We start from the raw sequence: 23,739 nt of genomic DNA, 5'->3' as shown, positions 1-23,739 counted from the left end.
TCTATGAAACTCTGGCCGGTCCATTTGTCGAGAGCCGAAGCTCAGCAGGCAGCCGCAGCATCATGGGCATGCTGCGCGAGCAAGGCACGACGATTGGGCGCTTTAAGGTCAGCCGTCTGATGGACGAGCTCGGCTTGATTTGCAAGCAACCTGGCAACCACGCATACAAGCGCGCTACGGTGGAGCGCATCGACATTCCGAACGTCTTGAATCGCGAGTTCGATGTGGCGGCAGCGAATCAAGTCTGGTGCGGCGACATCACGTATTTATGGGCACAGGGGCGCTGGCTTTATTTGGCCGTGGTGTTGGACCTGTTCACTCGCCGCGTTGTCGGCTGGTCATTCTCGACGAGCCCCGATGCCGACCTGGTGGTGAAGGCATTAGACATGGCGTTCGAGCAACGCGGTCGGCCTACGGACTTAATGTTCCGCAGTGACCAGGGCGGTCAATATGTCAGCCGGAAATTCCGTCAGAGACTATGGCGCTATCGAATCAAGCAGAGCATGAGTCGGCGTGGAAATTGTTGGGATAACAGCCCGATGGAACGCCTGTTCCGAAGCTTGAAAACGGAATGGGTGCCGAGCACTGGATACATGAGTGCTGGAGAAGCGCATCGGGACATCAGCCATTACCTGATGCAGCGGTACAACTGGATTCGACCACATCAATTCAATAACGGTGTGGCGCCGGCAGTCGCAGAAGAAAAACTTAACGCAGTGTCCGGGATTGGTTGACCACTACAGTCTGGCTATTGGGACGGAATTCGGTCAGGGTCCCATACTGCAAACTTAAATGCGGGCGTGACGGCGACGGGGCCGAGGGTGCCCCGCAGACGGCGCATTAAGGCGGCCGTTGCCGACCGCCCGCGCTACTGAGCGTCGAACGGCAGCCGATATTGCGCAGGGTCTTCGGGGCGTGGTCGACGGCGACGCAACAGCGCCGCGCTGGGCTTGTCGGGTGCGGGGGCCGGTGGATCTAGCGAGCTGAGGCGAAACGCCGGGCGGCTTAGCGGCAGAACGGCCAGGAGTGCCGCCTTGCCGCGTACCGACGTCGGGATGTCGTCTTCCACTTCGGCCGACTGAGCGCCAGTGACGTCGTATACGACGGTATCGCTCGCCTGATGCAAGGCGGCAAGGCGTCGGCCCAGTAGTCGGTAAATGTCAGGATCAAAGCCGGTCACGGCAGGCAAGGTGTCGACGAAGGCGTCCAACGCGTCACGCGACGTCACAGTGCCCAGATACTGCCAGCGGTCGATCACGTGGTAGTCGACCTCCGAGGTATCGGCGCTGCGTTCTTCAACCGCGATAGGGCCTTCGTACGGCCACGTTTCCAACCGTAGCGTGGCGAGCGCTTGGCGAACGCGCTCGGTGTGCGCGGCGAGCGGCATATCGCCGACGCATACACCATCACAACGCTTGACCTGGTATCCGAAGCACGGCCGGCCGGCGCCCACAGTTTCCAACCCGAGCTGCGCGCAGCACAGACGATGTTCGTCCGCCAGCGTGCGCAGCGCGCTCTGCGCACGCGTGCGCGACGAGAAGGTGCCGTACAAGGCCTCGGCGCCGGCAAAATCGACCGCCTTCGCGCTGACGAGCTCGGGCATGTCGGCATCCGGCGTGAGTTGCCAGCTATAGAGTTGCGAAGCACGGCGCAGTTGACGGTTATGTACCGGCTGCAACTGCTTGACCAGTTGCGACTCCAGCAGCAACGCGCCAAGCTCGCCCACCGTGCAGCGCGCTTCCACACGCCGGATTTCCTGCGAGATACGCAGATCCTTGGCAACCTGATGATCGCTAGAGAAATGTGAACGCACGCGCGCGCGGATGTCGACGCTCTTGCCCACATACAGCAGCGTGTCGCCTTCGCCATAGAAGAGGTAGACGCCGGGGCGGTTCGGCAGGGCATCGATGGCGTCGTCCGGCAACTGCGGCGGCTGGCTCGAACGTTTGGTTACGCGTTGCACCGCCTGCTCGATCAGATCGGGCGTGTAAATCGTGTGAAGCTTTTGCCAGAACTGCCAGAGCAGATCGGCGTCGGCGAGCGCGCGGTGACGGCCCAGCGGGGCGAGGCCGAAGCGGGCGATCAGCGCATCCAGACCATGCCGCGCCGCCGAGGGAAACAGCAGACGCGATAGACGCACCGTGCACAAAACATCGGCTTGGAACGCGATGCCGGCACGCCGGAATTCGTTTTTGAGAAAGCCATAATCGAAGCGCGCATTGTGGGCAACAAACAACTTGCCTTGCAGACGTTCCGCCAATCCGTGCGCCAGCGACTCGAACGACGGCTGACCGCGCACCATCTCATTGGTGATTCCGGTCAGCTGCTGGATGAACGGGGGGATCGGTTCGGCCGGGTCGAGCAGGGTGCTCCACTGTTCCACGCCATGCGGGCCGACTTCGACCACGCCGATCTCGGTGATGCGGTCGCCGAGCGCATTGCCACCCGTCGTCTCCAGATCGACGAAGACCATCGGCGCCGGCAGCGAGCGGGCGAGCGCGTCGGGATCCATCACATCGCGGATCGCGGCGTCATAGGCGTGCTCGATTGCGATGTCCCGCATGTCATCGGTCGCGTTGCGCTTGCGCACTTCGGCCGCGCTCAGGCCGGGCATGCCGGCGCATTGGCGTGCGACGCGATCGGGCGGACGGATCGGTCGGACGGGAACGGCGCCGCGTCGTCGCCAGGCAGGTCGTCACCGGCGAATGCTGCGACGGCGGCACGGAATACCGCCGGTGCCGGGGCGTCGGGCCAGTGCAGATCGACGAGTGCATCGAGCTGCGGTAACGCGCCGTCACGACGCAGCGCCTCGTCGCCGGGCAGGCGCAGCAGCCGCGCCAGCGTCCACGCCTCATGCCGTGCATGCAGGCCAATATCCGCCTCTGCCTCGTCGGCAATGGCGAGGAGCGTGCGCCAGTCAAGCGTCAATGCCGCTGCCGCTTCGCTCGAATTATTCGCTTCGTTCGATTCCTCAGGGGCTGTCGCAACGGCGGCAGTGCGTGCCGATATGGCTTTCGCGGTCCCCGCACGCTGTTGCGCGTAGCGCGCGGCAATCGCTCTCACGATGCCAGCAAGGTCGCGTTCGGCAGCGCTCAGTGCCAGTTGATCCCAGTCGATGGTTTCCATAAGACATTCCTCGATTGGAGGCCATGATACTGTATAAAATCACAGTGCGCGAGTGACGTGACCCGACCGACCCGACGGGGTCGCCGCCGTCGTCGCCGCATGTAATACTTTGCGCCATGCCCACCCTGCGGGAACCCGACCTCGATGTTGACCCTGTATACCTTTGGCCCGTCGTTCGGGCTGCCCGACGCCAGCCCGTTTGTCGTCAAGGCGGAGATGCTGCTCAAGCTCGCCGGACTGCCCTATCGGACGGATCGCAGTGGATTTCGGCATGCCCCCAAGGGCAAGCTCCCCTATATCGATGACGAAGGTGAGATCGTCGCGGACTCCACGTTGATCCGGCTGCACATCGAGCGTAAGTACGGGTTCGATTTCGATGCCGGTCTCACGCCCGAGCGACGGGGCGCCGCGTGGATGTTCGAGAAGGCTGGAGTTGCCCCTGTAACTCAGGACACGCGGACACCGTTAGGTTGATGACACCGCATTACGCCTGAACTCGCGAGGCGAGCGGTATTTCAGGGCTTTGTGCGGATGGCGCTCATTGTAGTGTTCAAACGCGATAGCCAGACGCGAGAGCGCTGTTGGTGCGTCAGACTTGTCCATATAGGCGACGTAATTGTGCTTCATGGTCTTCACGAACGATTCGGCCATGCCATTGCTCTGCGGCGAACGAACCGGCGTGGTCAGCGGCTCAAGACCCAGTTCGCGAGCGAAGCTGCGCGTGCGGTGGTCGATGTAGGCCGAGCCGTTGTCCGTCAGCCATTCAATGGGCTGCGCGGCCTGCGTGGTGCCGAAGCGCTGTTCGACGGCGGCCAGCATCACGTCGCGCACCACATCACCGCTATGCCCGCTGGTCGTCGCTGCCCAGCTAATCGCCTCGCGGTCGCAGCAGTCCAGCGCAAACGTCACGCGCAGCGGCGTACCATCGTCGCACCGGAACTCGAAGCCATCGGAGCACCAGCGGGTGTTGCTGCGGTCCACGGCAACGCGACCGTCATGTCGCCGCTTGTCTCGCCGCACGCCAGGGCGGCGCAGCAGCAACTGATGCTCCCGCATGACCCGATACACGCGCTTGGCGTTGATGCACGGCGCACCGGTCTGCTCCCGACTGCGGCGCAGCAGCGCCCAGACACGCCGGTAGCCGTAGGTCGGCAGATGCGCCACATGGGCCTGAATCTCCTCGACCAGCCCGGCATCATTGGTCATGCGGGCACGGCGACCATCGCGCCAGTCAGACGAGCGAGTTCGCTTCACCGCCACGGCAGAGCGCGCCACGCCGAGAACTTCGCAGACCGTCTTCATCGGTCGTCCCCCGGCAGCAAGGGCGAGCGCGCAATCAGGTTTTTTGAACGGCCCCATTCCACGGCTTCTTTCAGGATTTCGACCTCCAGCGTCTTCTTCCCGAGTAGCCGTTGCAGTTCCTTGATTTCCTTGATGGCGGCGGCCAGCTCAGATGCCGGCACAACGGTTTCGCCTGCCTTCACCGCCGCCAGACTGCCTTCCTGGTATTGCTTGCGCCAGCCGAACACCTGGTTGGCATTGACGCCGTGCCGACGTGCAACGGCCGACACCGACGCTCCCGGCTCCAATGTTTCCTGCACGATGGCGATTTTTTCTTGCGCCGTGCGCCGGCGACGGCGCTCCGGCTCGGTCAGAATTTCGATGCTTTCCACGTAATGACTAGGCTTACTGATAGGCACAAGACTATCCCTTATTTTAAGAGAGTCCTCGTGTCCTCAGATACGTGGGGCCGCTCCAAAGGCGCTGGAAGATCATTTCTATTGGCACGTCGTGCAGGCGCGCTGGTGCGACGACGACAACTTCGCCAAGGGGCCGGCCTCGTTCTTCAAGGCGATTCCCTGGCCGGTGCGCCCACTTGCGCAAGCGTTCATCCGTCGCAAGATTCGCGGCACGCTGCACGCGCAGGGCACCGGGCGCTATACGCCTCAGGAGCAAACGCAACTGCTCAAACGCGGCGCACAGGCGGCGGCCGAATTGCTCGGCGACAAACCCTATTTTTTCGGTGATGCGCCGTGCGGCGCCGATGCCACGGCTTTCGGTTTCATCGGTAGCGCCGCGTCGCCGCATTTCCGCATGGCGCTGCGCGACGAAATCGCAAGCCATCCGAATCTGATGGCCTATGTCGCGCGCATGCGGCGCGAGTTCTTTCGCGACGCGGGCGAAGGCTCGAGCGTTTGAGGCGTAACGTCCGATAGGCAGATCGGCAAATCCGCGATTTCACGACGTCACATCGCCGCGAATTGACATCGACTCTGGAGGCCGACGCCGGGCTGGATCAGCCCGCCTCGGAGGCCGTTTCGTCGCTCGGCAGCACGTCGGAGAGCACGAGGTTGCGCCCGGAAATCTTCGCGGCGTACAGCGCGCGGTCGGCGCGCATGCAGAGCGCCTCGAGACTTTCATTCTCGTGCCACGTCGCCACGCCGCCACTGAGCGTGTATTGACACACGCCAAACGGACCGGCCACCAGATGTCGGCTAGCCTGACTGCGCAGGCGCTCGGCAATGCGGATTGCACCGGGTGTGTCCGTGCCCGGCAGCAGCACGGCAAATTCTTCTCCGCCCAGTCGCCCGAAGACATCGCCTTCGCGCAGGATATCGCGCACGAGCTTCACGAATTCGCGAAGCACCGTGTCGCCGCCCGCATGGCCGTGGGTATCGTTGATCTGCTTGAAATGATCGAGATCGATGACCACGATCGAGAGAGGCCAACCGCGGGCCACCGCCCGTGCCATCTCCTGACGCGCGAGGAGGTCGAAGTGTTTGCGCGAGAGCGCGCCGGTCAGATAGTCGCGGTTCGCGGCCTCTTCGGCGGTGGCGAGCATGGTGTCGTGAATCATCATGACCGCGCCCATCGTCATGGCGGGCATGACAATCGTGCCGATGGTGAGCATCACGGCGTTGAACATCGTGGGCGCGAACACATCAGGGCCGGGGGCCGGCGTCCAGCCGAAGACCACGCCGCGCACGGCATGCCCGATGGCGAACGCCGCAGCGAGGCCCGTGGTCAGCCAATAGTTGTAAGGATGCCGGCGCGGGGGAATATGTCGGGCAATGAGCACGGCCGTGGCCAGCAGCCACGCCGCGTGAAACGTCGAGACGATGACCACGCGTGCCTGTGGGTCGTCGGTGCCGTAACGCCAGAACACGATGGCGGCAGCGAGCACGCCGAGCGATGCGCCCAATGCCGGCCAATGCGGCGAGCGGCCGAGAAAGCGAGCACAGCCCGCGAAGTAAAGCAGCAGACCGCCCGCGAGGGTGACGTTGGCGACAGCAATCGACAGGAAGTCGGGGACGCCGCCGCGCAGCGCAAACAGCGGCAGGGCAATGAGCACCGCAACGTTGGCGAAGCACCACTCGCGAACGCCCGCCACGCGTGAGCGTAGAAGAGACCCCATGATCAGCAACATCATGAAGCTGAGCAGTGAGGTGATCGCGAGCAAAGACGTCGTCAACATGGCGATGACCAGCGGGGGGAAGCGGACATGTGTTGTGCATTGTAATGTACGCCGCTACGCGCGTTACATGCCCAGCACGCCAGTAGAATAGTCGGATCCGTCTTTTTTGTATCAAGGAGTTTGCGTCAATGCCGACGACCCGATCCTATCCGTCAAATCGCGCCCCCCGCTTTCGCCGGCTTCCCATGTTGGCGTTGACCGTCGTGGCCGTTGCCGGTCTTGCCGCGCGCCCGGCGCAGGCGCAGCAAGAGCCGCTGCAGCGCCGCGCAGCCCAGCCGCCACTTTTCTCCAGCCCAGCCAGCAGCGCAAGCGCACCGGCGGCCGATGTCAATCGCGACGTGCGTCCCGCGCTCGAGGCCGCCAATCTTTGGCTGGGACTCACGGACATCAACCGTGGAAAGCAGAGTTGGGAGCAGGCTGCCCCGGTGTTCCAGCGCGCGATCACGGCCGGCGACTGGGCGCAGCGCCTGCAAGCCGCGCGCGAGCCGCTGGGCCGGGTGAAGTCGCGCAAAACCGCGGATGCGGTGTTTACGCGCACCCTGCCCGGGCAGCCGGACGGCGAGTATGTGGTGATTCAGTACAACACAGTCTTTGAGCACAAGGCCGAGGCCCATGAGATGGTGACGATGGTCTTCGGCATCGACAGCCGTTGGCGGGTCGCGGGCTATCTGGTGCGCTGAGGCTGCGCTGGCGGGGCCGCCGGCGGCTGGCCGACGATATCGGCAGATTTACGCCGGTCAGCCCCCCACACGGTGAGCTCTCCCTTAGACGGTGGTGGTGTCGCAGCGCTTTTGCGACGGCGCGGGTCAGAGGTGCTTGTAGTAGAACGTCGTGGCACAGAAGGCCCCGTCGGGCATCAGTGCGAATTTCGGCACGTCGCCCGCGCGTTGCCAGCCGCAGCGCAGATATAGCCGTTCGGCATCGCCGCCAGTCACGGTATCGAGTACGAGCACCTGACGCCCCTCGGCGCTGGCGACCTCGTCAACGGCAGCCATCAATTGCCGAGCCACCCCCAGCCGCCTGGCCGAACGATGAACCAGCATCTTGGCGACGTCCGCTCGATGCGGTTGGTTTTCCGGCAAATCGAGCAACAACTGCACAGTACCGACGATTTCACCATCTTGAGCCGCGTCGGCTTCATGCCGACGGGCGACGAGCAACGCACGCTCACCACGCGCGACGCCTTCAGCCACGTTGCGCCAGAATGCGGTGGCGCGCTCACGTGTAAGCGGTAGCATGAAACTCACCGATGCACCGCCCTCCACGCAGTCGATGAGTATGTCGGCAAGCACATCGATCGCCGCCAAGGCTTGGGCCCCGTCGAGTCGTTGCACGGCGACGGGCGAGGCGACTGATGATAAATCAAGCGACATCACTGTACTCTCCTTGCAGCAACGAACGGTAGCGTGACGAGCCCGACCAGATAGCGTGCAGTGGCCGGCGTGGGATTGTGGAAGCCGATCGGTTGATCGAGCCGCATGGCCAGACAATCGCCAGTGTCGAGCCGCCACGCGACGTTGCCCAGCGTGACTTCGATGGTGCCATCGATGACCCAGATCTGCTGCCAGACCTCATTCTCGCGCGCCCCGGTATCGTAGGCGACGCGCTCACCCGCGAGAAACTGCACTTCGACAAGCTGCAACGGCGACGGCTGCGCCGGCGAAAGGTTGCGTCGCACGTAGCCCGAGTCCGGGTCCGTCCAGACCGGCTGGTCGGCACGGCGTGCGAGCGGCGACGGCGGCGTGTCTTCCCGCGCCCGGTCGTCGAACAACGACGCGAGCGTTACGTCGAGCGCAGTGGCAAGCTTATCGAGCACGTTGGCCGTCGGACTGGTCTGCGCCCGCTCGATGAGCGAGATGCTCGAGCGGCTCACGCCGCTGCGTTCCGCGAGCGTATCCAGCGAATAGCCGCGCTCGCTGCGCAGATCGCGCACACGGCGGGCGATACGTTCGTTAATGTCCATGGTTTCCAGTGTACTGGAAATTAATATCCAGTAAAATGGATGTCATTGTTCACGCCGTCATCCACGGCTTCTTGTTTGCGGGACCCCTCACATGACTTCCTCGCTCATCGTGCGCGACGCCACCGACGCCGACCTCCCGGCTATTCGCGACATCTATAACGACGCTGTCGAGCACACGACCGCCATCTGGAACGAGGTGCTCGTCGACGTGGACAACCGGCGCGAGTGGCTGGCGGCACGCGTGGCGCGCGGGTATCCCGTGATCGTCGCCGAGCGCGACGGCAAGGTCGCGGGATACGCATCGTTTGGCGACTGGCGCGCGTTCGACGGCTATCGTCACACGGTCGAGCACTCCATTTACGTGGACAAGAACGCGCGTGGCGGCGGCGTCGGCGAGACGCTCATGCGCGCGCTGATCGAACGCGCGCGCGCCATCGGCATTCACGTGATGATCGCGAGTATCGAAGCGCAGAACGCACCGTCGATTCGGTTGCACGAAAAGCTCGGCTTCCTTACGGTCGGCACGTTCAGCGAAGTCGGCACGAAGTTCGGTCGCTGGCTCGATCTCACGTGCATGGAATTGCGTATCGAGGCCACGCGCTGAAACGCGCGCCGCCGACCCCGTTCGATGCCGCTATGTCTGAAATGATATAGCGGCATTTCTCATTGGGCATAGGCAACATCACCCGCTTCGAATAACGACTGCCCGCGCCCGCTGCACGGTGTGCATTGGGCGACAGCACATGCGCATTCTCTCGCGGTGCCCCACGGCCAACCTTGTCATTCCTGGACTCGGCGTGTAGCCTTGCTACGTCCGGTGTCACTCATGAAGCGTCTTCTCACCGAACTTCACGAGCGCATCACGGCAGGTGAATGTCACGCATCGTGACCATGCCTCGTGGGTCGAGTCGGCAAGTGTCCGATATCTCGCCCCGGTGATCGTCGCGGTGCCGTTTTGTGCGCATTGGTGTCTGCGCGAGCTTGGTGATCGTGATACATCCCCCCAAAACAAGACGGACGGAACGCTTATGCCGCGCCTGCCAAGAAAGCCCGCTCCTCCCGCGGTTGTGTCGAGCGACGACGCTCGTCACGATACCGCCGCCGAATCTCCCGCGTCTTCCCGAAGCTCCCAGTGTACCGATGGCGCCCCCGGAGTCGCGGTGACGCGTCGCGGGTTTCTCAAGGCGTCGGTGATTGCGGGTATCTCCGTGTATATCGCCCCGTTGGGCAGCCGCGCGTTCGCCGCGCTGTTCGAAGACAAGAACCTCACGCCGGTCGCGTGGGACGCCGTCAAGGGACAAGCGAAGTTCCGTATCGACGGCACGGCCAAGGTGACGGGTGAAAAGATCTTCGCGCGCGACGTGCGCTCGCGCGACATGCCGGGCTGGCCCGTGCAGCAAGCCCATGCCTTCGTGCTGCGCGCGACGCATGCCGACCGCGCATATCTAGGCTTCGACCTCTCGCGTCTGAACGATGGTCTGCAACCCGATCGTGTTGTGACGGCCGACGATCTGGCGCGCGACGGGATCGCGTTCCCCGCATTCTATGGCGACGACATGTTGCTGCCGGCCGGCAAGACGCCGGCCTATCTCGGCCACGCCGTCGCGATCCTGATCTATCGCGACTTCACGCGCTTTCGCTTCGCCAAGGACAAGCTCAAGTTCCATGACGAGATCATTCGCTACGGCGACGTGACGGGCCCGCTCGAGCGCGATCCGTGGGGCAGCTTCCGCTTCGTGCGCGTAGGCGGCAAGACGGCGTATCACGATGACGTCTACTCGAGTCTGAAGGACGCGCCGATCTTCCCGAGCATGATGCGCAAGCATCTGCCCGTGTGGCCGGACGGCAACGACCACGGCAAGCTCGACGAGCAAGGCATGGCCTACGCGGCCAAGATCGGCGAATCGCTCTCGCACCCGCCGGCGAACTGGCTGGTGATGTCGCGCGAGTACCGCACGCAGTCGATCGACACGGCAGCGCTCGAACCCGATAACGCCAACTGCTGGTACGACGCCGCCACGCAGACGCTGCACATGGTGGTGCCCACCCAATCGCCGTCGGAAGTCGCGGAGAACGCGGCGGCCATGGCGGCCAAGGGCCACTTCCCGGTCAAGCGCCTGATCGTCTATCCGTGCTACACGGTGGGCTACGGATCGAAGGATCACTACAACATGCCGTTCTACGGTCTGGCCGCCGCGATGTATGGCGACGGCCTGCCCGTGCGCCTGGCCAACGACCGCTACGAGCAGTTCCAAACCTCGCTCAAGCGTCACGCGTTCACGCTGCGTTATCGTCTCGGCGTCGACAAGGAGAGCGGACTGCTCCAGGCGTTCGCGGCCGACATGGAATGCAACGGCGGCGGGCGGATGAATTTCTCGCCATCGGTGGCGATGGTCGGGGCGACGGCAGCGCAGTCGATCTACTACATCCCGCAAAGCGATCTGGCGAGCGTGGCAATTGCGTCGCGGGCCATCGATGCCGGTTCGGCGCGCGGTTACGGCACGTTGCAGTCGATGGCGGCCACCGAAATGATGATCGACGAGATGGCGGCGCAGCTTGGCGTCGATGCCATCGAGTTCCGTCTCAAGAACGCGCTGCGCTCGGGCATGAAGAACACGCAAGGGGCGATTCCGGCGGGCGCGGTGCGAGTGGATGAGGTGCTCGCTCGCGCGAAACGGCATCCGTTGTGGACGCAGCGCGAAAAGAAAAAAGCGGAGTTCGAGGCGGCGCATCCGGGACGCCGTTACGGGGTCGGATTCGCCTGCGTGCAAAAGGACTTCGGCACCGGTGCTGAGACCTCGTTCGCGCGTGTCGAGATCGACGAGACGGGCAAGATCGCGTTACATCACACGGCCGTGGAGATCGGTACGGGCACGTCGACGTCGCAGGCGGTTGCCGTGGCGAAATGGCTTGGCATGCCGGCCACGGAGGTGCATGTCGCGATCACCGACTGGCCGGAGTTGCCGGTCGTGACGAGCGGCGATCCGTATCTGATGTCGCAGGCCGATCAGGACAGGCTCGCCGCCAATCCGCGTTGGTCGCCGGGATACGCCTCGCCGTCGAGCGCGACGAACTCTGCCTACTACTTCACGCACAGCACGCGAGAAGCGGCGCGGTTGCTCTTCATGCAGGGATTGTGGCCGGCGGCGCTGTCGATCTGGCGTCGCGGCCTCGGCGGCGGACAGGCCGCACCGCTCGTGGTGCGCGCGGAAGACGCACGCTGGGTCGACGGCAAACTCACGGCCGCCGGGCTCGAAGCGCTGCCGTTACCCATGCTCGCGAAGGCGGCGCACGAACTGGGCCTGGTGACCGGAGCGACGGTGCATGTCTTCAATCGTTGGCAGTGGGCCGAAGCGGACTGGGATCTGGGCAACGGCGCGATGCAGCGACTGCCCGTCGATGGCATTGCGTTGCGCTTCGGACAGGGCGGGGCCACGCCGTCGACCGCCACTGCGTCGACGTCGTCCACCGGCTATCGCACCCTAGATCGCAAGCGCGTGTACTACCCGCCGGTGCAGCGTAACAACGCCGCGGTGACTTACTACAGCGCCGTCGGCACGCTCGTGGCGCTGTCGGTGCACGAGGCAACCGGCAAGGTCGAACTGCTCACCCATCATTCCATTGTCGAATGCGGCAACCAGATCTCGCCGCAACTCGTCTCGGGCCAATTGCAGGGCGGTCTCGCGATGGGCATCGGCCATGCGCTGCACGAGTATCTGCCGCTTTATGAAGACGGCCCGGGCAATGGCACATGGAACTTCAATCGGTATCACCTGCCGCGTGCGGTCGACGTCGCCGTGTGGACGCAAACCGGAGAAGTGTTGCCACCGATCTCCGAAACCGACGTTCCGAAAGGCATTGCGGAAGTGGTGATGATTCCCGTGGTTGGCGCGATTGTGAACGGCCTCGCGCATGCGATCGGCCATCGATTTACGACGTTGCCGGTGACACCGGAGAAGATCCAGGAGGTACTGGCATGACAAACGCTTCGAGCACACCGCAGGCCGCGTCGGACGCCACGGCGTCGACGGGCGCGGGACAACCCATGAGCGCGGCGAGTGCGGCAGCGGCACCGCTTACGGCGAATGCGGCGGCAGGCACGGCAGCCCCGGCAAACGGCAAAGCACCGTGGGAGACGTTGCCCGTCACCGTGAAGGTGAACGGTGTGTCGCATGGCCCGATGGACGTGCCGGCCGGTTTGATGATGATCGACTGGCTGCACGAGACCCTGGGCCTGACCGGCTCGCGTCTGGGCTGCGGGCAGGGCATCTGCCACGCCTGCGTGGTGATCGTCGATCACGCCGACGGCAGCAGCGAAACCGTACGCACGTGCATCACCGGGACAAACTATTTCGACGGCAAGACGGTGCGCACGGTGGAAGGCCACGCGGTGCGCGATGCCGACGGCAAGCTCACGCTCGCACCGATCCAGCAGGCGTTTCTCGATCACTTCAGTTTCCAGTGCGGCTACTGCACACCGGGCTTTGTGAATGCTGCAACGGTGTTGATCGAACGTCTGAAGCGCCACCCGGTCGCGCGTGCCGATCTCGAAGCGGCGATCACCGAAGGACTCAACGACCATATCTGTCGGTGCACGGGGTATGTGCGCTATTACACGGCCGTGCGCGATGTCGTGCTCAAGACGCCCGGTTGTATCAGGGATGCGAAATGAGGGGGGACGCCATGCGCCTGAATCGCGCCTCCCGCTGGAGCGCGCGCGCGGCTTGTCTTGTCGCGCTGCTGCTCGTCGCCGCCTGCAACGACTCGACGGTGCCCAAACCACCCAAGCCCGCCCAGCCGCCAATGCCCAAGACGACGGCGGCGCCCGCGCTCGTGACGAGCGGGATGGCTGCGGATGCACCGAGTCCCTCGGCATCGACGGCCAGCGGTGGGGCGGCGGCATCGCCTTCGCCGTCGCCGGTGGCGAAGGCATCGCCCGACCTGATCGCTCGCGGCCAATATCTGGCGCGAGCGGCCGATTGCGCCGCCTGCCACACGAGCGCGAACGGCGCGCCGTTTGCGGGCGGCGTGCCGCTCAAATCGCCCTATGGCACGTTCTACGGCACCAACATCACCCCGGACAGGACAAACGGCATCGGCGGCTGGACCGCCGACGACTTCTACCGCGCGCTGCATGACGGAATGGCCCCGGACAAGGCCCTGTATCCGGCCATGCCGTACACGTCCTATCGGCAGATGACCCGCGCCGACAGCGACGCCATCTACGCCTACCTGATGTCGGTGAAGCCGGCGGCCGTGCCCAATCGAAAGCACGATCTCTCGTTCCCCTACAACGTGCGCCCGGGCATGCGCGTGTGGGACTGGATGTTCCTGAAGGACACATTGCCCGATGCCTCGAAGGGACAGTCCGCCGACTGGCTGCGTGGACGCTATCTCGCGAACGCCTTGGGACACTGTGCCGAATGCCACACGCCGCGCGGCACGTTCGGCCAGCTCGACAGCGCGAAGCCGCTCGGTGGGGCGGCGCTCGCCCGGATTGCCGCGCCCGATCTGACGCCCGACGCCCTGGCAGCACGCGGCTGGACGGTGAAGGATCTGCAGTCGTTCTTCGGCACGGGAATCGCCCCGCAAGGGTCGGCATTCGGCGAGATGTATCCGGTGGTGCATCTGAGCACGCAATACCTCACGCCCGACGATCTGCGCTCGGTTTCGACGTATCTGCTGGGCGACGCGCCTCCCGCGCCGGCCCCACTCCCGGAGCGTCCTGACGCGAGCCAGTTGAAGGCGGGACGCAACCTCTATCTCGCCGTGTGTGCGGGCTGCCATGCGGCGGACGGCACCGGCAAGCCGCATGTGGCGGTGGCGATGCTGGGCAATTCGACGGTGCGTCAGAAGGATCCACGCAATCTGATCGTCGCGATTCTCGACGGCATCGAGCCGCAGCGGTTCCCGGGGCTGGAGGCGATGCAGGACATGCCGGGCTTCGCCCGCCAGTTCACCGACGCGCAGATTGCCGAGCTGAGCAATTACCTGCGTGTGGCCTACGGTGCTCAGCCGGGCGACGTGAATTCCGAGATCGTCAGACAGCTGCGCCAGAAGTGATCCGACGCACTGTCACGCGCAACGGCTTGGCGCATAATGTCGCGCCATGTCCCGCACACAACGTCTCTTCTCATTGATGCAGCTGCTGCGCCGCCACCGCTACCCGGTGGCGGGCGCGGCGCTGGCCGACTCGCTCGGCGTGAGCCTGCGCACGCTCTACCGCGACATCGCCATGCTTCAGGCGCAGGGCGCGCACATCGAGGGCGCGCCAGGGCTGGGCTACGTGCTGAAGCCGGGCTTTCTGCTCCCGCCGCTGATGTTCTCCGAGGAGGAGATCGAGGCCATCGTGCTGGGCTCGCGGTGGGTCGCCAAGCGCACCGACGGCGCCTTGGCCGAAGCCGGCGCGAACGCGCTGGCCAAGATCGCGGCGGTGTTGCCGCCGGACCTGCGCTCGTCGCTCGAGGCCTCGACCCTGCTCATTGCGCCGGGCGAACCGTTACCGCCGACGATCGTCGACATGACGGTCATTCGCGAAGCGATTCGCGCCGAGCGAAAACTCCAACTGTCCTATCGCGACGAAGCGGGTCGCCTGTCCGAGCGTGTCATCTGGCCGTTTGCGCTCGGCTTCTTCGACCATATGCGCATGATCGTCGCGTGGTGCGAGCTGCGCGACGACTTCCGCCATTTTCGCGCCGATCGCATCGAGGCGCTGACGGTGAGCGCGACGCGCTACCCGCGCGGGCGGCGCGCGCTGCTCAAGGCGTGGCGCGAAACGACAGGCAATCGGTGAGGTCCGCCGGCCTTCGCGATGCTTCGCAGGCGCCGGTCGACTGCTGACAAAAATTGACAGTATCGGTTCGTACGATGTGATGCATGACAGTGCACGACGGCACCGCGGATGCGGGGACCGGCCGGGCAAAACGTCATCCATCCCTATCGACAGGAGCGAGTCATGCTGCATCCGAACTTGGTCATTTTGTATGTTTCGAGTCCCCCCGAAAGCGCGGCGTTCTATGCCGAATTGTTCGACCTCGAGCCGGTTGAAGCATCGCCCGGATTCGCGATGTTCGTGTTCCCTTCGGGGATGAAGTTGGGACTGTGGGCGCGCTATGGCGTGGCACCGACGGCCATCGCGCCGCCCGGCGGCAGCGAAATCGTGCTGCCGGTGGCGTCGAACGCCCACGTGGACGCCACGTGGGAGGACTGGAGCGCGCGAGGCATCACGATCCTGCAGGCGCCGACGACGATGGACTTTGGTCGCACGTTCGTGGCGTCCGATCCCGATGGTCACCGGGTGCGCGTGTACAAGCTCGCCGACACGCCGCGATAAGCCGAGCGTGCGGCGGAGGTAGGGGGCGAGGGGGGCGCCAGCGTCGCGGGCCGCCCGCGCCCATCGCCCATCGCCGCGGCGACGCCTTACATCGCGGTGGCGGACTTCACGAGCACGGGCGTGTCGCGATACTGTGCAGGGAACAGACGCTTGAGGTCTTTCACCTTCGGCAGGTCGTTGATGACGATGTACGGATACGTCGGGTGCTCGGTCAGGAAATCCTGATGATAGGTCTCGGCCGGATAGAAGCCCGAATACTTTTCCAGGCGGGTGACGATGGGCTTGCTGTAGACATGCGAGGCGTTGAGCTGCGCGATATATGCGTCGGCGACACGGCGTTGCGCATCGCTCATCGGGAACACGGCTGAGCGATATTGCGTGCCGGTATCCGGTCCCTGGCGATTGAGTTCGGTCGGATTGTGTGCGACGGAGAAATAGATCTGCAGCAGCGTTCCGTAGGACACTTGCTGCGGGTCGAACGTCACTTCCACCGATTCGGCGTGGCCCGTCGCACCGCTGCTGACGGTTTCGTAATCGGCCGTCTTCGCGGTGCCGCCTGCGTAGCCGGACACGGCTTTCGTCACGCCCTTCACATGCTGGAATACCCCTTGCACCCCCCAGAAGCACCCGCCGGCGAACACGGCCGTCTCGGTGTGAGCCCCCGTGGCGGGCTCGTCGAGCTTGGGGGCGGCGATGACGACGGCCGCCTCGGCACCGCCGAAGGCGTACGCGCCAACTTGCCAAACGAGTACCCCGACGGCGGCGGTGCCAAGCAGCAGGCGTCGCACTCGCGAAGCGGGCGTCGTGCGGCGGGGCGATTGGCCTGGCATCTCGTCGCGGGCCTGCGACGGGTGAGTCGGATCGAACGGGTTCATCTGAAAACTCCCGGCGTCGGAGGACGCCTCGATGGCAGCGGTCTTGCGAAGTCGCTGCCGGGTCATTGGGTTTGAGGACGGGGCGCGGCGCTGTCTACCGAACGCCTTCGACCTCAGCCGAAGGTGAACGCGTAGGCCGACACGCCCGGATCGAGAAACTCGATGCTGAACGTACGGTCGCGCACGTCGCCTGACTGGCGCACCAACTGGTACAGGCGCTGGGAGGCGACGGTGCCGGTACCGTCAGCGCCCACGTCGGTGCCATGCGCGTCGCCCGGCGGCTTGCCGTCGACCGTTACGCGAAAGCGCACCGGTTCACCGCCGGCCTTCGGGCCGAGCACGAGATGCAGGTCACGCGCGTGGAAGCGATAGACGATTCGCGCCCCGGCCTGCATGGCGGTGGCCTGCTCCGGCCCCACGCGCCAGTCGCCGGTCAGCGCCCATTGGTTGAGCGACGGCGTTGATGGCGCGCGGTAGTCGCTGGCCTGATCGCGCACGGCCCCGCCGGGGGAGGCGAAGTGCTCCGCGCGCGTGTAGCCGACATAGGTCTCTGGCGAGCGCACGTCGCCCATGTCGGCCGCTTGCTGAATGCCACCGGCCTGCACGTCGGCAATGCCGCTCGCGACCTGCTTCGCTCCGGCCTCGCGCAACAACTGCTGGATCACGCGTTCCGACTCGGCGTAATTGCCTTCGCCGAAGTGGTGGTAGCGCACGCGCCCCTGGGCGTCGACGAAATAGTGTGCCGGCCAGTATTGATTGTGGAAGCCGCGCCAGATGGCGAAGTCGTTGTCGATGGCCACCGGGTAGTCAACGCCCAGATCGTGAACGGCCTTTTTCACGTTGCCGATGTCGCGCTCGAACGCGAATTCGGGCGCGTGCACGCCGATGACGACGAGCCCCTGGTCGCGATACTTCTGCGCCCAGGCTTTGACGTATGGCAACGTGCGCAGGCAGTTGATGCAGGAATACGTCCAGAAGTCGACGAGCACGACCTTGCCACGAAGGGCCTGCGCCGTGAGTGGCGGCGAATTCAGCCATTGCACGGCGCCGTCCAGCGAGGGCAACTGGCCTTCGACCGGCAACGGTGCTGGGGCATCGGCGGTGCCGCGCATCGTCGTATCGCGCACGGGCATCATGGTCGGGCCGGCGGTGTGGCTATCGACGCTCGCGTCGACCTGAGCGGCGGCGCGGCGTGTACCAAGCGCGTCGACGAGCCGCTGCTCGATACCCCCTGTCGACGCCGTCGAGAGTTGCGCCAGCGCGCCGGTGTCGAGCCCGAGGGCGATGGCGGCGACACCCGCGAGCATCAGCCCGCCGAGCCCGCGACGAATCCATTCGCCTGCGCCGAGCGAGCGTTTCATGGTGGCGAAGACGCGTCCGCCGACCAGGAGGGCCAGCCCAAGCGACGTGGCGGCGCCGGCCGCATAGGCGGCGAGCAGCAACGTGGTGCCGACGCTGGCGCCCTGCAGCGCCGCGCCGGTGAGCACCAGCCCGAGGATCGGACCGGCGCAGGGCGCCCAGAGCAGGCCGGTGGCGATGCCAAGCAGGAACGACGCGCCGGGACGGGCCCCCGTGTTCGCATTGCCCGTGGCGGCGCTGCGCCCTTGCGCGGACTGCGACAGACGATCACCCAACGACACGAGCGGATGCGTGAGCCGTTCGGCGAGTTTCGGGAAGAGGAGCGTCGCACCGAACAGGGCAACGAGGGCGAGCGCCAGCCAGCGGCCATACTGGTTCGCCTGCACGACCCAGCTTCCGCCTACGGCGGCGAGCGTTGCCACCAGCGCGAACATCAGCACCATGCCCGCAAGCATGGGCAACACGCTGCGCGAGAACGATTGGCCAGCCCGCGAGAAAACAAACGGCAGTACCGGCAGGATGCACGGACTGACGATCGTCAGAATCCCGCCGAGGTAGGCGAGGATGAGCAAAGTCATGAAGCGCTCCTTGAGCCGCACCCGTTGGCGGGGTGAAGCGGAGGTGGGTAACTCGACGCCGGCGGACGCATGGCGCTCAGGCGGGTTGCGGCTGGAACGTCATCGCAAGGCCGTTCATGCAATAGCGCAGGCCGGTCGGCTTCGGGCCGTCGTCGAACACATGGCCGAGGTGGCCGCCGCAACGTCGGCAATGGACTTCGGTGCGAACCATGCCGAAGGTCGAGTCGGTGTGCGTGCCCACGGCATGGTCCAGAGGCTTCCAGAAGCTCGGCCAACCCGTGTGACTGTCGAATTTCGTGCGCGACGAGAAAAGCGGCAGCGCACAGCCGGCGCAGGCGAACGTTCCGGCGCGGTGTTCGTCATTGAGCGGGCTGGAATAGGGACGCTCGGTGCCCGCCTGACGCAAGATCTCGTACTGGGCGGGCGTCAGACGCTTGCGCCATTCGGCATCGCTGTAGGCGACCTCGAAGTGCTCGGGATCCGTGGCGCGACGGGCATCGTCGGCGTGCGCGGGGCGCATGAGACGCGGCACCAGCCCGGCGGCGACGGCGGCGGCTGCCGCAGTGGCGCTCAGCAGGAACGCGCGGCGCGACAGCGCCGGGGCAGCCTTCGCGGCGTGCGTGCGCGACGGCTTGCGCGGTGGGTTATCGGACAAACGCATGACATCCTCCGGTCAGTAGGGCGATCCGGCGCGGGGCTGGCCCGCCGCCGCGTGTTCAGGGGAGCGCGACGGCCGTGGTTCGGCGCAGCAGACACAGCAGGCGTTCGCGCCGGATCGATAATTGAAGGGTAGTGCGCCGGCGATGGCAAAGTCCTCACGTAAAATTAAACAATTCGTGATACCTCGCGGTGCGGGAACTGCGCACAATGGGGCCTTCAAGACCCACTTTTCCGGGAGCCGTGCCAGCGATGGAATCGCCGCGCCGTGTTTTGCTCGTCGAAGACGACGTGCATATCGCCGACCTGCTCGCGCTGCATCTGCGCGACGAGCGGTTCGAGGTCGTGCATTGCGCCGACGGCGACGAAGGCCTTCGGCGATTGTCCGAGGGGGGCTGGGACGCGCTGGTCCTCGACCTGATGCTGCCCGGCGTCGACGGACTGGAAATCTGCCGTCGCGCGCGGGCGATGACCCGCTATACGCCGATTATCATCATCAGTGCGCGCGCGAGCGAAGTGCATCGTATTCTCGGGCTGGAATTGGGCGCCGACGACTATCTGGCCAAGCCGTTTTCAGTGCTGGAGCTGGTGGCGCGGGTCAAGGCGCTCATGCGGCGGGTCGATGCGCTGGCGCGCAACGCGCGCATGGACGCCGGCAGCCTGGCGATGGCGGGGTTGTTCATCGACCCGATTGCGCGGGAGGCATCGCTTGGCGGCAAGCGGCTCGATCTCACGCCGCGCGAATTCGATCTGCTGTACTTCTTCGCTCGCCAGCCCGGCAAGGTGTTCTCGCGCATGGACCTGCTCAACGCGGTCTGGGGCTATCAGCACGAGGGTTACGAGCACACCGTCAACACACACATCAATCGCCTGCGTGCCAAGATCGAGGCGGATCCGGCGCAGCCCGCGCGTATCCTCACGGTCTGGGGACGCGGCTACAAGTTCGCCAATGACGGTGGGCCCGACACCACGGGTGCCGAGGCGGGAGGCGCATGATGCGTCGCTGGAATCTCACCCTCACGCAGCGCCTGTCGCTGGTATTCGCGGGACTGCTGCTGGTGTGCTGCGGCACGTCGGCGTGGATGCAGGTGCGCGCCAATCGCATGCACGAAGCCGAAGTGATTCAGGGGCTCTCGCGCGGACTGGCGGAGCATATCGCCGCGAATGCCCAGCTCATGGACGCGAACGGCATGAAGCCCGACGCCGTGAGGCGTCTGTTCGGGCAACTCATGGTGGTGAATCCGAGCGTCGAAGTGTATCTGCTCGACATGCAGGGGCGCATTACGGGTCACGCGGCGCCTGAAGGCCATCTGCGGCGCATGCAGGTCGATCTGGCCCCCGTGCATCGGCTGATCGATGGCGAGGCGTTGCCGATCTATGGCGACGATCCCCGTAACGCTGATGTCCGTAAGGTATTCAGTGCCGCACCGCTGCGGGTGGACGGTCGCGAGGTCGGCTACGTCTACGTCGTGCTGGTCGGCGAGGCGCACGACCGCTTCGCGGCACGCGGGGCGACGAGCGCGGCGCTCGATACCGCGCTATGGTCGATCGGCCTGGTGGCGGCGCTGTGCCTGATTGCCGGTCTGGCGGCGTTCGCGCTGATTACGCGTCCGTTGCGCCGCTTGACGGATTCGGTGCGCGAGTTCGATATCGACGCGGCCCCGGTGCCGCTGCCCGCCGTCTCCGCGGATGAACTGGCGTCGCAGCAGGCGCGGCCGAACGACGAGATCGTGGTGCTCGAACGTGCCTTCCGACAGATGGTCGAGCGACTGGGCACGCAGTGGCGCACGCTCACGCGCCAGGATCAGGAGCGGCGCGAACTCATCGCCAACATCTCGCACGATCTGCGCACGCCGCTCTCGTCGCTGCACGGCTATCTCGAGACGCTCTCGCTCAAGGACGCCACGCTCACGCCCGCCGAGCGGCGGCGCTATCTGGGCATCGCCCTCGATCAGAGCCGCAAGGTCGGCGCGCTGGCGCAGTCGCTGTTCGAACTGGCTCGTCTGGAACATGGCTTCGTGCAGCCCGAGGCCGAGCCGTTCTCCGTGACGGATCTGATCCAGGACGTCTTTCAGAAATTCGAACTGAGTGCCGAGTCGCGCGGTGTCGCGTTGCGCGCGCAACTCGCGCCGCAAATTCCCGTTGCGCGGGCCGACCTCGGCCTGATCGAGCGCGTGTTCACGAACCTGCTCGACAACGCGCTGCGCTACACACCGTCGGGCGGTGAGATCACGGTGGCGGTGGCGCCGGTGGGCGCCGACATCGAAGTGTTGGTGAGCGACACCGGTCCCGGCATTCCCGAGACCGCGCGCGAAGGCCTGTTCGAGCGGCCATTCACGGTCGGCGGCGCTCGCCGTGAAGGTGGGCTGGGCTTGCGCATCGTGCATCGCATTCTGCAACTGCACGGACGGCGCATCACGCTGGTCGACACGCCCGGGCAGGCCGGGCGGGGGGCGACGTTCCGCTTTACTTTGCCGACGTGAGTTGGTTGGGCGCCGGGGCAGCCGGCGCCGCGTCGAAGTAGGTCAGCTTGCGCACGAAGACATTGGCGAACGGGTCGACCTTCTCGCCATGCGCGGCGGGCGAGGTGATCACGACGCGCACGATATTGCCGTGCGCGTCGTACTTGTAGTGGTACTCCGACACATGACGCTCGCCCGTGGCGGCGTCGGTGCGGGTCACGCGCGTGAGTTCGTGACGCGGTGAGTATTGCGCGACCTCGTTGTCCCACGCCAGCGCGAGCCATTGACCGTCGATGAGGGCGGCGGCGCCGTTGTCGCGAACGATGCGCTCGCCATCCGGCTTGCGCTCCACGCTGGCGAACGTCCGGTAGGAGACCCGCTTCGGCGCTGGACGCACCTTGCCGTCGGCCGTGACGACCTGACGTGCTGCGTTGGGCGCCGACCATTGACGCGAGAGCGCGAAGCACTCGTCGTCGAACCGTCGCGCCTGCAGGCTGCCCGCGCGGTGAGAATGTGCGCCGTTGGCGGCGGCGATGAGGCTGCGGGTCCATTCCCACTGCCCGTTGTTCTCCTGGCGCACTTGCTCCTTCCACGCGGCGCGACGTCCCGGGCCGTGCACAACCCAGGCGTCGGCGCTCTGCCACTCGACGGGGGCGCCATCGATGCTCTCCAACCGGCCGCTGGCGTCATACGAATAGTGGCCGCGGTCGGTGTTCGCGAGCAGGTGACCTTGTGCGTCGAAATCCATGACGAAGCGATTGCCGTTGTCGAGCGGCCCGACCTTGCCAGTGGCGCGATCGTAGCTGGCGATGAAGCGGGTTTCTTCGATCCGGCGAACGCCGGCGGGAATGCCGCCGAAGTTGCGCATCAAGTCATCCTCCTCGCGTAGCGAGGTCTGCACGCACCACGGCAGCGGCGCGGCCACCTGCGGCGCGTCGGCGGCGGGCGGCGGACTCGTCGGGGCGGGGGGCGACGTGCTGGCGGTTGGCAGGGTCTCCGGTGTGGCCTGCGGCCGGGGACCCGCGCAGCCGGCCAGGGCGGCGGCCAGTGCTGCCAGGGCAAGCGCTGCCCGGACAGGACGGGCGGAAGGAGCTGAACGGATGAGGCGGATGGATGAAACTGACATCATCGGAAGGGTTTGCCGAAGGTATTTTGTCCCGATTGTACCGGCTCCGGGCGACGCACCCGCCGGCATCGCTCGGAACAGTACCTGACGTCGTCCCACACCCGCGCCCATTTCTTGCGCCAGGTGAAGGGCCGGCCGCACGCTTGACACACCTTGCTGGGCAGAAACGCCTTGCCGTGCTGGGTCATTTGGCGGGATCGACACGATCATGAGACACCCAGACAAGCGACGCCGTATCGACCCCCAACGCTTGCGCACGCGCCACAATACGCTTCAGCTCGTCCGCGCCGAGATGCTTCTCCCTCGCGAGAATCCAGCAGTAACCGGTATTCGGCCCCACCACCAGCGCCCAGCGATAGTCGGGGTCGATCGCGGCCACGTGGTAACCGCCGTAGAACGGCCCGAAAAACGATACCTTCAGCGATGCGACAGACGGCGACCCGGTAAACAGCGCCTTGCCGGTCACCGCTTGCCACCGACCGTTCGACGTATCGAAGCCTCGGTTGAGCACGCGAATACTGCCATCTGACTGCGGCGTGTAGGTGGCGGACACGTCCGTCATGCCGCGCTCGAACGCATGGTCGAGGCGAGCCAGTTCGTACCAGCGGCCCTGATAGCGACTCGCATCGAATGGCGACACGGGGGAGACCCCAGGCGGCGGACGCGTATTGGCGCACCCGGAGAGCAGGAGGAACGCGAACGAGAACGAGAGCGCGCTCAGCCACCGCAGCGCGACGGATCGTTTGGCGGGAACAGCGTTGGTCATGGAAGTCCCTGTGTCGGTG

Annotated in this window: 22 protein-coding genes and 2 pseudogenes; 12 read left to right on the top strand and 12 right to left on the bottom strand. The window is 65.4% G+C overall.

Annotated elements, in window-relative coordinates; all coding sequences use genetic code 11:
* Positions 1-23: 23 nt before the first annotated feature.
* A pseudogene (locus OYT13_RS18360) lies at positions 24-734 on the top strand (IS3 family transposase); the annotation flags it as partial.
* 134 nt (positions 735-868) lie between these two features.
* Here OYT13_RS18360 and OYT13_RS18355 read toward each other — a convergent pair.
* Positions 869-2,614 carry a 3'-5' exonuclease family protein gene (locus OYT13_RS18355; RefSeq protein WP_261938103.1) on the bottom strand — a complete coding sequence of 582 codons (1,746 nt, stop codon included), beginning with the start codon at positions 2,612-2,614 and terminating at the stop codon, positions 869-871.
* Complete coding sequence (locus tag OYT13_RS18350; RefSeq protein WP_017235080.1) at positions 2,602-3,126, bottom strand: DUF2471 family protein; 525 nt, start codon at positions 3,124-3,126, stop codon at positions 2,602-2,604. Before OYT13_RS18350 ends, OYT13_RS18355 begins: the two co-directional genes overlap by 13 nt.
* Positions 3,127-3,270: 144 nt before the next feature.
* Here OYT13_RS18350 and OYT13_RS18345 point away from each other — a divergent pair.
* Positions 3,271-3,552 (top strand): annotated as a pseudogene (locus tag OYT13_RS18345) (glutathione S-transferase N-terminal domain-containing protein); the annotation flags it as partial.
* A gap of 39 nt (positions 3,553-3,591) precedes the next feature.
* Here the strand turns inward: OYT13_RS18345 and OYT13_RS18340 are convergent.
* A protein-coding gene (locus OYT13_RS18340; protein WP_181762485.1) for an IS3 family transposase occupies positions 3,592-4,790 on the bottom strand; the annotation gives its coding sequence in 2 pieces (ribosomal slippage) (positions 3,592-4,475 and positions 4,475-4,790; 1,200 coding nt in all).
* Between the two features lie 127 nt (positions 4,791-4,917).
* Between OYT13_RS18340 and OYT13_RS18335 the strand changes: the two genes are divergently transcribed.
* Positions 4,918-5,325 (top strand): glutathione S-transferase C-terminal domain-containing protein, encoded by a 408-nt coding sequence (locus OYT13_RS18335; protein ID WP_268566770.1) that lies wholly within the window; start codon positions 4,918-4,920, stop codon positions 5,323-5,325.
* A gap of 97 nt (positions 5,326-5,422) precedes the next feature.
* On the opposite strand, the gene OYT13_RS18330 is transcribed toward OYT13_RS18335, so the two are convergent.
* Positions 5,423-6,601 carry a GGDEF domain-containing protein gene (locus OYT13_RS18330; RefSeq protein ID WP_268566769.1) on the bottom strand — a complete coding sequence of 393 codons (1,179 nt, stop codon included), beginning with the start codon at positions 6,599-6,601 and terminating at the stop codon, positions 5,423-5,425.
* Between the two features lie 128 nt (positions 6,602-6,729).
* Between OYT13_RS18330 and OYT13_RS18325 the strand changes: the two genes are divergently transcribed.
* Positions 6,730-7,281: a DUF4019 domain-containing protein gene (locus OYT13_RS18325; RefSeq protein ID WP_083902373.1), complete on the top strand. Its 552-nt coding sequence runs from the start codon at positions 6,730-6,732 to the stop codon at positions 7,279-7,281.
* 126 nt (positions 7,282-7,407) lie between these two features.
* Here OYT13_RS18325 and OYT13_RS18320 read toward each other — a convergent pair whose 3' ends face one another.
* A complete protein-coding gene (locus OYT13_RS18320; RefSeq protein WP_017235076.1) occupies positions 7,408-7,974 on the bottom strand; it encodes a GNAT family N-acetyltransferase in 567 nt (188 codons plus the stop codon).
* On the bottom strand, positions 7,974-8,564 hold the full coding sequence (locus OYT13_RS18315; RefSeq protein WP_268566768.1) for a helix-turn-helix domain-containing protein: 591 nt from the start codon (positions 8,562-8,564) through the stop codon (positions 7,974-7,976). The genes OYT13_RS18320 and OYT13_RS18315 overlap by 1 nt, the downstream gene beginning before the upstream one ends.
* A 91-nt stretch (positions 8,565-8,655) precedes the next feature.
* Here OYT13_RS18315 and OYT13_RS18310 point away from each other — a divergent pair, with 91 nt between their 5' ends.
* The 6 genes from OYT13_RS18310 to OYT13_RS18285 all read left to right on the top strand — a co-directional run bounded on the left by OYT13_RS18310 (position 8,656) and on the right by OYT13_RS18285 (position 15,897).
* Entirely contained in the window at positions 8,656-9,168 is a 513-nt protein-coding gene (locus OYT13_RS18310) for a GNAT family N-acetyltransferase (RefSeq protein ID WP_268566767.1), read from the top strand.
* Positions 9,169-9,724: 556 nt separating this feature from the next.
* Positions 9,725-12,544, top strand: a complete 2,820-nt coding sequence (locus OYT13_RS18305; protein WP_268566766.1) for a xanthine dehydrogenase family protein molybdopterin-binding subunit — start codon at positions 9,725-9,727, stop codon at positions 12,542-12,544.
* A complete protein-coding gene (locus OYT13_RS18300; protein WP_150564873.1) occupies positions 12,541-13,236 on the top strand; it encodes a (2Fe-2S)-binding protein in 696 nt (231 codons plus the stop codon). Before OYT13_RS18305 ends, OYT13_RS18300 begins: the two co-directional genes overlap by 4 nt.
* A gap of 131 nt (positions 13,237-13,367) precedes the next feature.
* On the top strand, positions 13,368-14,627 hold the full coding sequence (locus OYT13_RS18295) for a c-type cytochrome (RefSeq protein WP_268567899.1): 1,260 nt from the start codon (positions 13,368-13,370) through the stop codon (positions 14,625-14,627).
* Between the two features lie 46 nt (positions 14,628-14,673).
* A complete protein-coding gene (locus OYT13_RS18290; protein ID WP_017235071.1) occupies positions 14,674-15,357 on the top strand; it encodes a helix-turn-helix transcriptional regulator in 684 nt (227 codons plus the stop codon).
* Between the two features lie 162 nt (positions 15,358-15,519).
* On the top strand, positions 15,520-15,897 hold the full coding sequence (locus tag OYT13_RS18285) for a VOC family protein (RefSeq protein ID WP_017235070.1): 378 nt from the start codon (positions 15,520-15,522) through the stop codon (positions 15,895-15,897).
* 86 nt (positions 15,898-15,983) lie between these two features.
* Here the strand turns inward: OYT13_RS18285 and msrA are convergent, their stop codons facing one another.
* From msrA to msrB, 3 genes are all read right to left on the bottom strand, one after another.
* Complete coding sequence (gene msrA, locus OYT13_RS18280) at positions 15,984-16,727, bottom strand: peptide-methionine (S)-S-oxide reductase MsrA (protein WP_039830581.1); 744 nt, start codon at positions 16,725-16,727, stop codon at positions 15,984-15,986.
* 158 nt (positions 16,728-16,885) lie between these two features.
* Positions 16,886-18,709, bottom strand: a complete 1,824-nt coding sequence (locus tag OYT13_RS18275) for a cytochrome c biogenesis protein DipZ (RefSeq protein ID WP_268566765.1) — start codon at positions 18,707-18,709, stop codon at positions 16,886-16,888.
* A 76-nt stretch (positions 18,710-18,785) separates the two neighbouring features.
* The gene (msrB, locus tag OYT13_RS18270; RefSeq protein WP_369751535.1) at positions 18,786-19,229 is read right to left on the bottom strand and encodes a peptide-methionine (R)-S-oxide reductase MsrB; all 444 of its coding nucleotides are present in this window, start codon (positions 19,227-19,229) and stop codon (positions 18,786-18,788) included.
* A gap of 389 nt (positions 19,230-19,618) precedes the next feature.
* Here msrB and OYT13_RS18265 point away from each other — a divergent pair, with 389 nt between their 5' ends.
* Positions 19,619-20,362 carry a response regulator transcription factor gene (locus OYT13_RS18265; protein WP_017231399.1) on the top strand — a complete coding sequence of 248 codons (744 nt, stop codon included), beginning with the start codon at positions 19,619-19,621 and terminating at the stop codon, positions 20,360-20,362.
* The gene (locus OYT13_RS18260; RefSeq protein ID WP_150563500.1) at positions 20,359-21,849 is read left to right on the top strand and encodes a sensor histidine kinase; all 1,491 of its coding nucleotides are present in this window, start codon (positions 20,359-20,361) and stop codon (positions 21,847-21,849) included. Before OYT13_RS18265 ends, OYT13_RS18260 begins: the two co-directional genes overlap by 4 nt.
* Here OYT13_RS18260 and OYT13_RS18255 read toward each other — a convergent pair.
* Genes OYT13_RS18255 through OYT13_RS18245 form a run of 3 tightly spaced genes read right to left on the bottom strand, consistent with a single transcriptional unit; the run spans position 21,833 to position 23,720 of the window.
* Positions 21,833-22,957 carry a hypothetical protein gene (locus OYT13_RS18255; protein WP_261938110.1) on the bottom strand — a complete coding sequence of 375 codons (1,125 nt, stop codon included), beginning with the start codon at positions 22,955-22,957 and terminating at the stop codon, positions 21,833-21,835. The two genes, OYT13_RS18260 and OYT13_RS18255, sit on opposite strands and share 17 nt — an antisense overlap.
* The gene (locus OYT13_RS18250) at positions 22,954-23,142 is read right to left on the bottom strand and encodes a DUF2256 domain-containing protein (RefSeq protein WP_150553297.1); all 189 of its coding nucleotides are present in this window, start codon (positions 23,140-23,142) and stop codon (positions 22,954-22,956) included. Before OYT13_RS18250 ends, OYT13_RS18255 begins: the two co-directional genes overlap by 4 nt.
* The gene (locus OYT13_RS18245; RefSeq protein WP_268566763.1) at positions 23,139-23,720 is read right to left on the bottom strand and encodes a lipocalin family protein; all 582 of its coding nucleotides are present in this window, start codon (positions 23,718-23,720) and stop codon (positions 23,139-23,141) included. Before OYT13_RS18245 ends, OYT13_RS18250 begins: the two co-directional genes overlap by 4 nt.
* Positions 23,721-23,739: the final 19 nt, after the last annotated feature.

Source organism: Pandoraea sp. XJJ-1, from assembly GCF_026802345.1.
Taxonomy (GTDB): domain Bacteria; phylum Pseudomonadota; class Gammaproteobacteria; order Burkholderiales; family Burkholderiaceae; genus Pandoraea; species Pandoraea cepalis.
The sequence above is the reverse complement of the archived record's forward strand: the minus strand, read 5'-3'. Positions and strand labels throughout refer to the sequence as shown.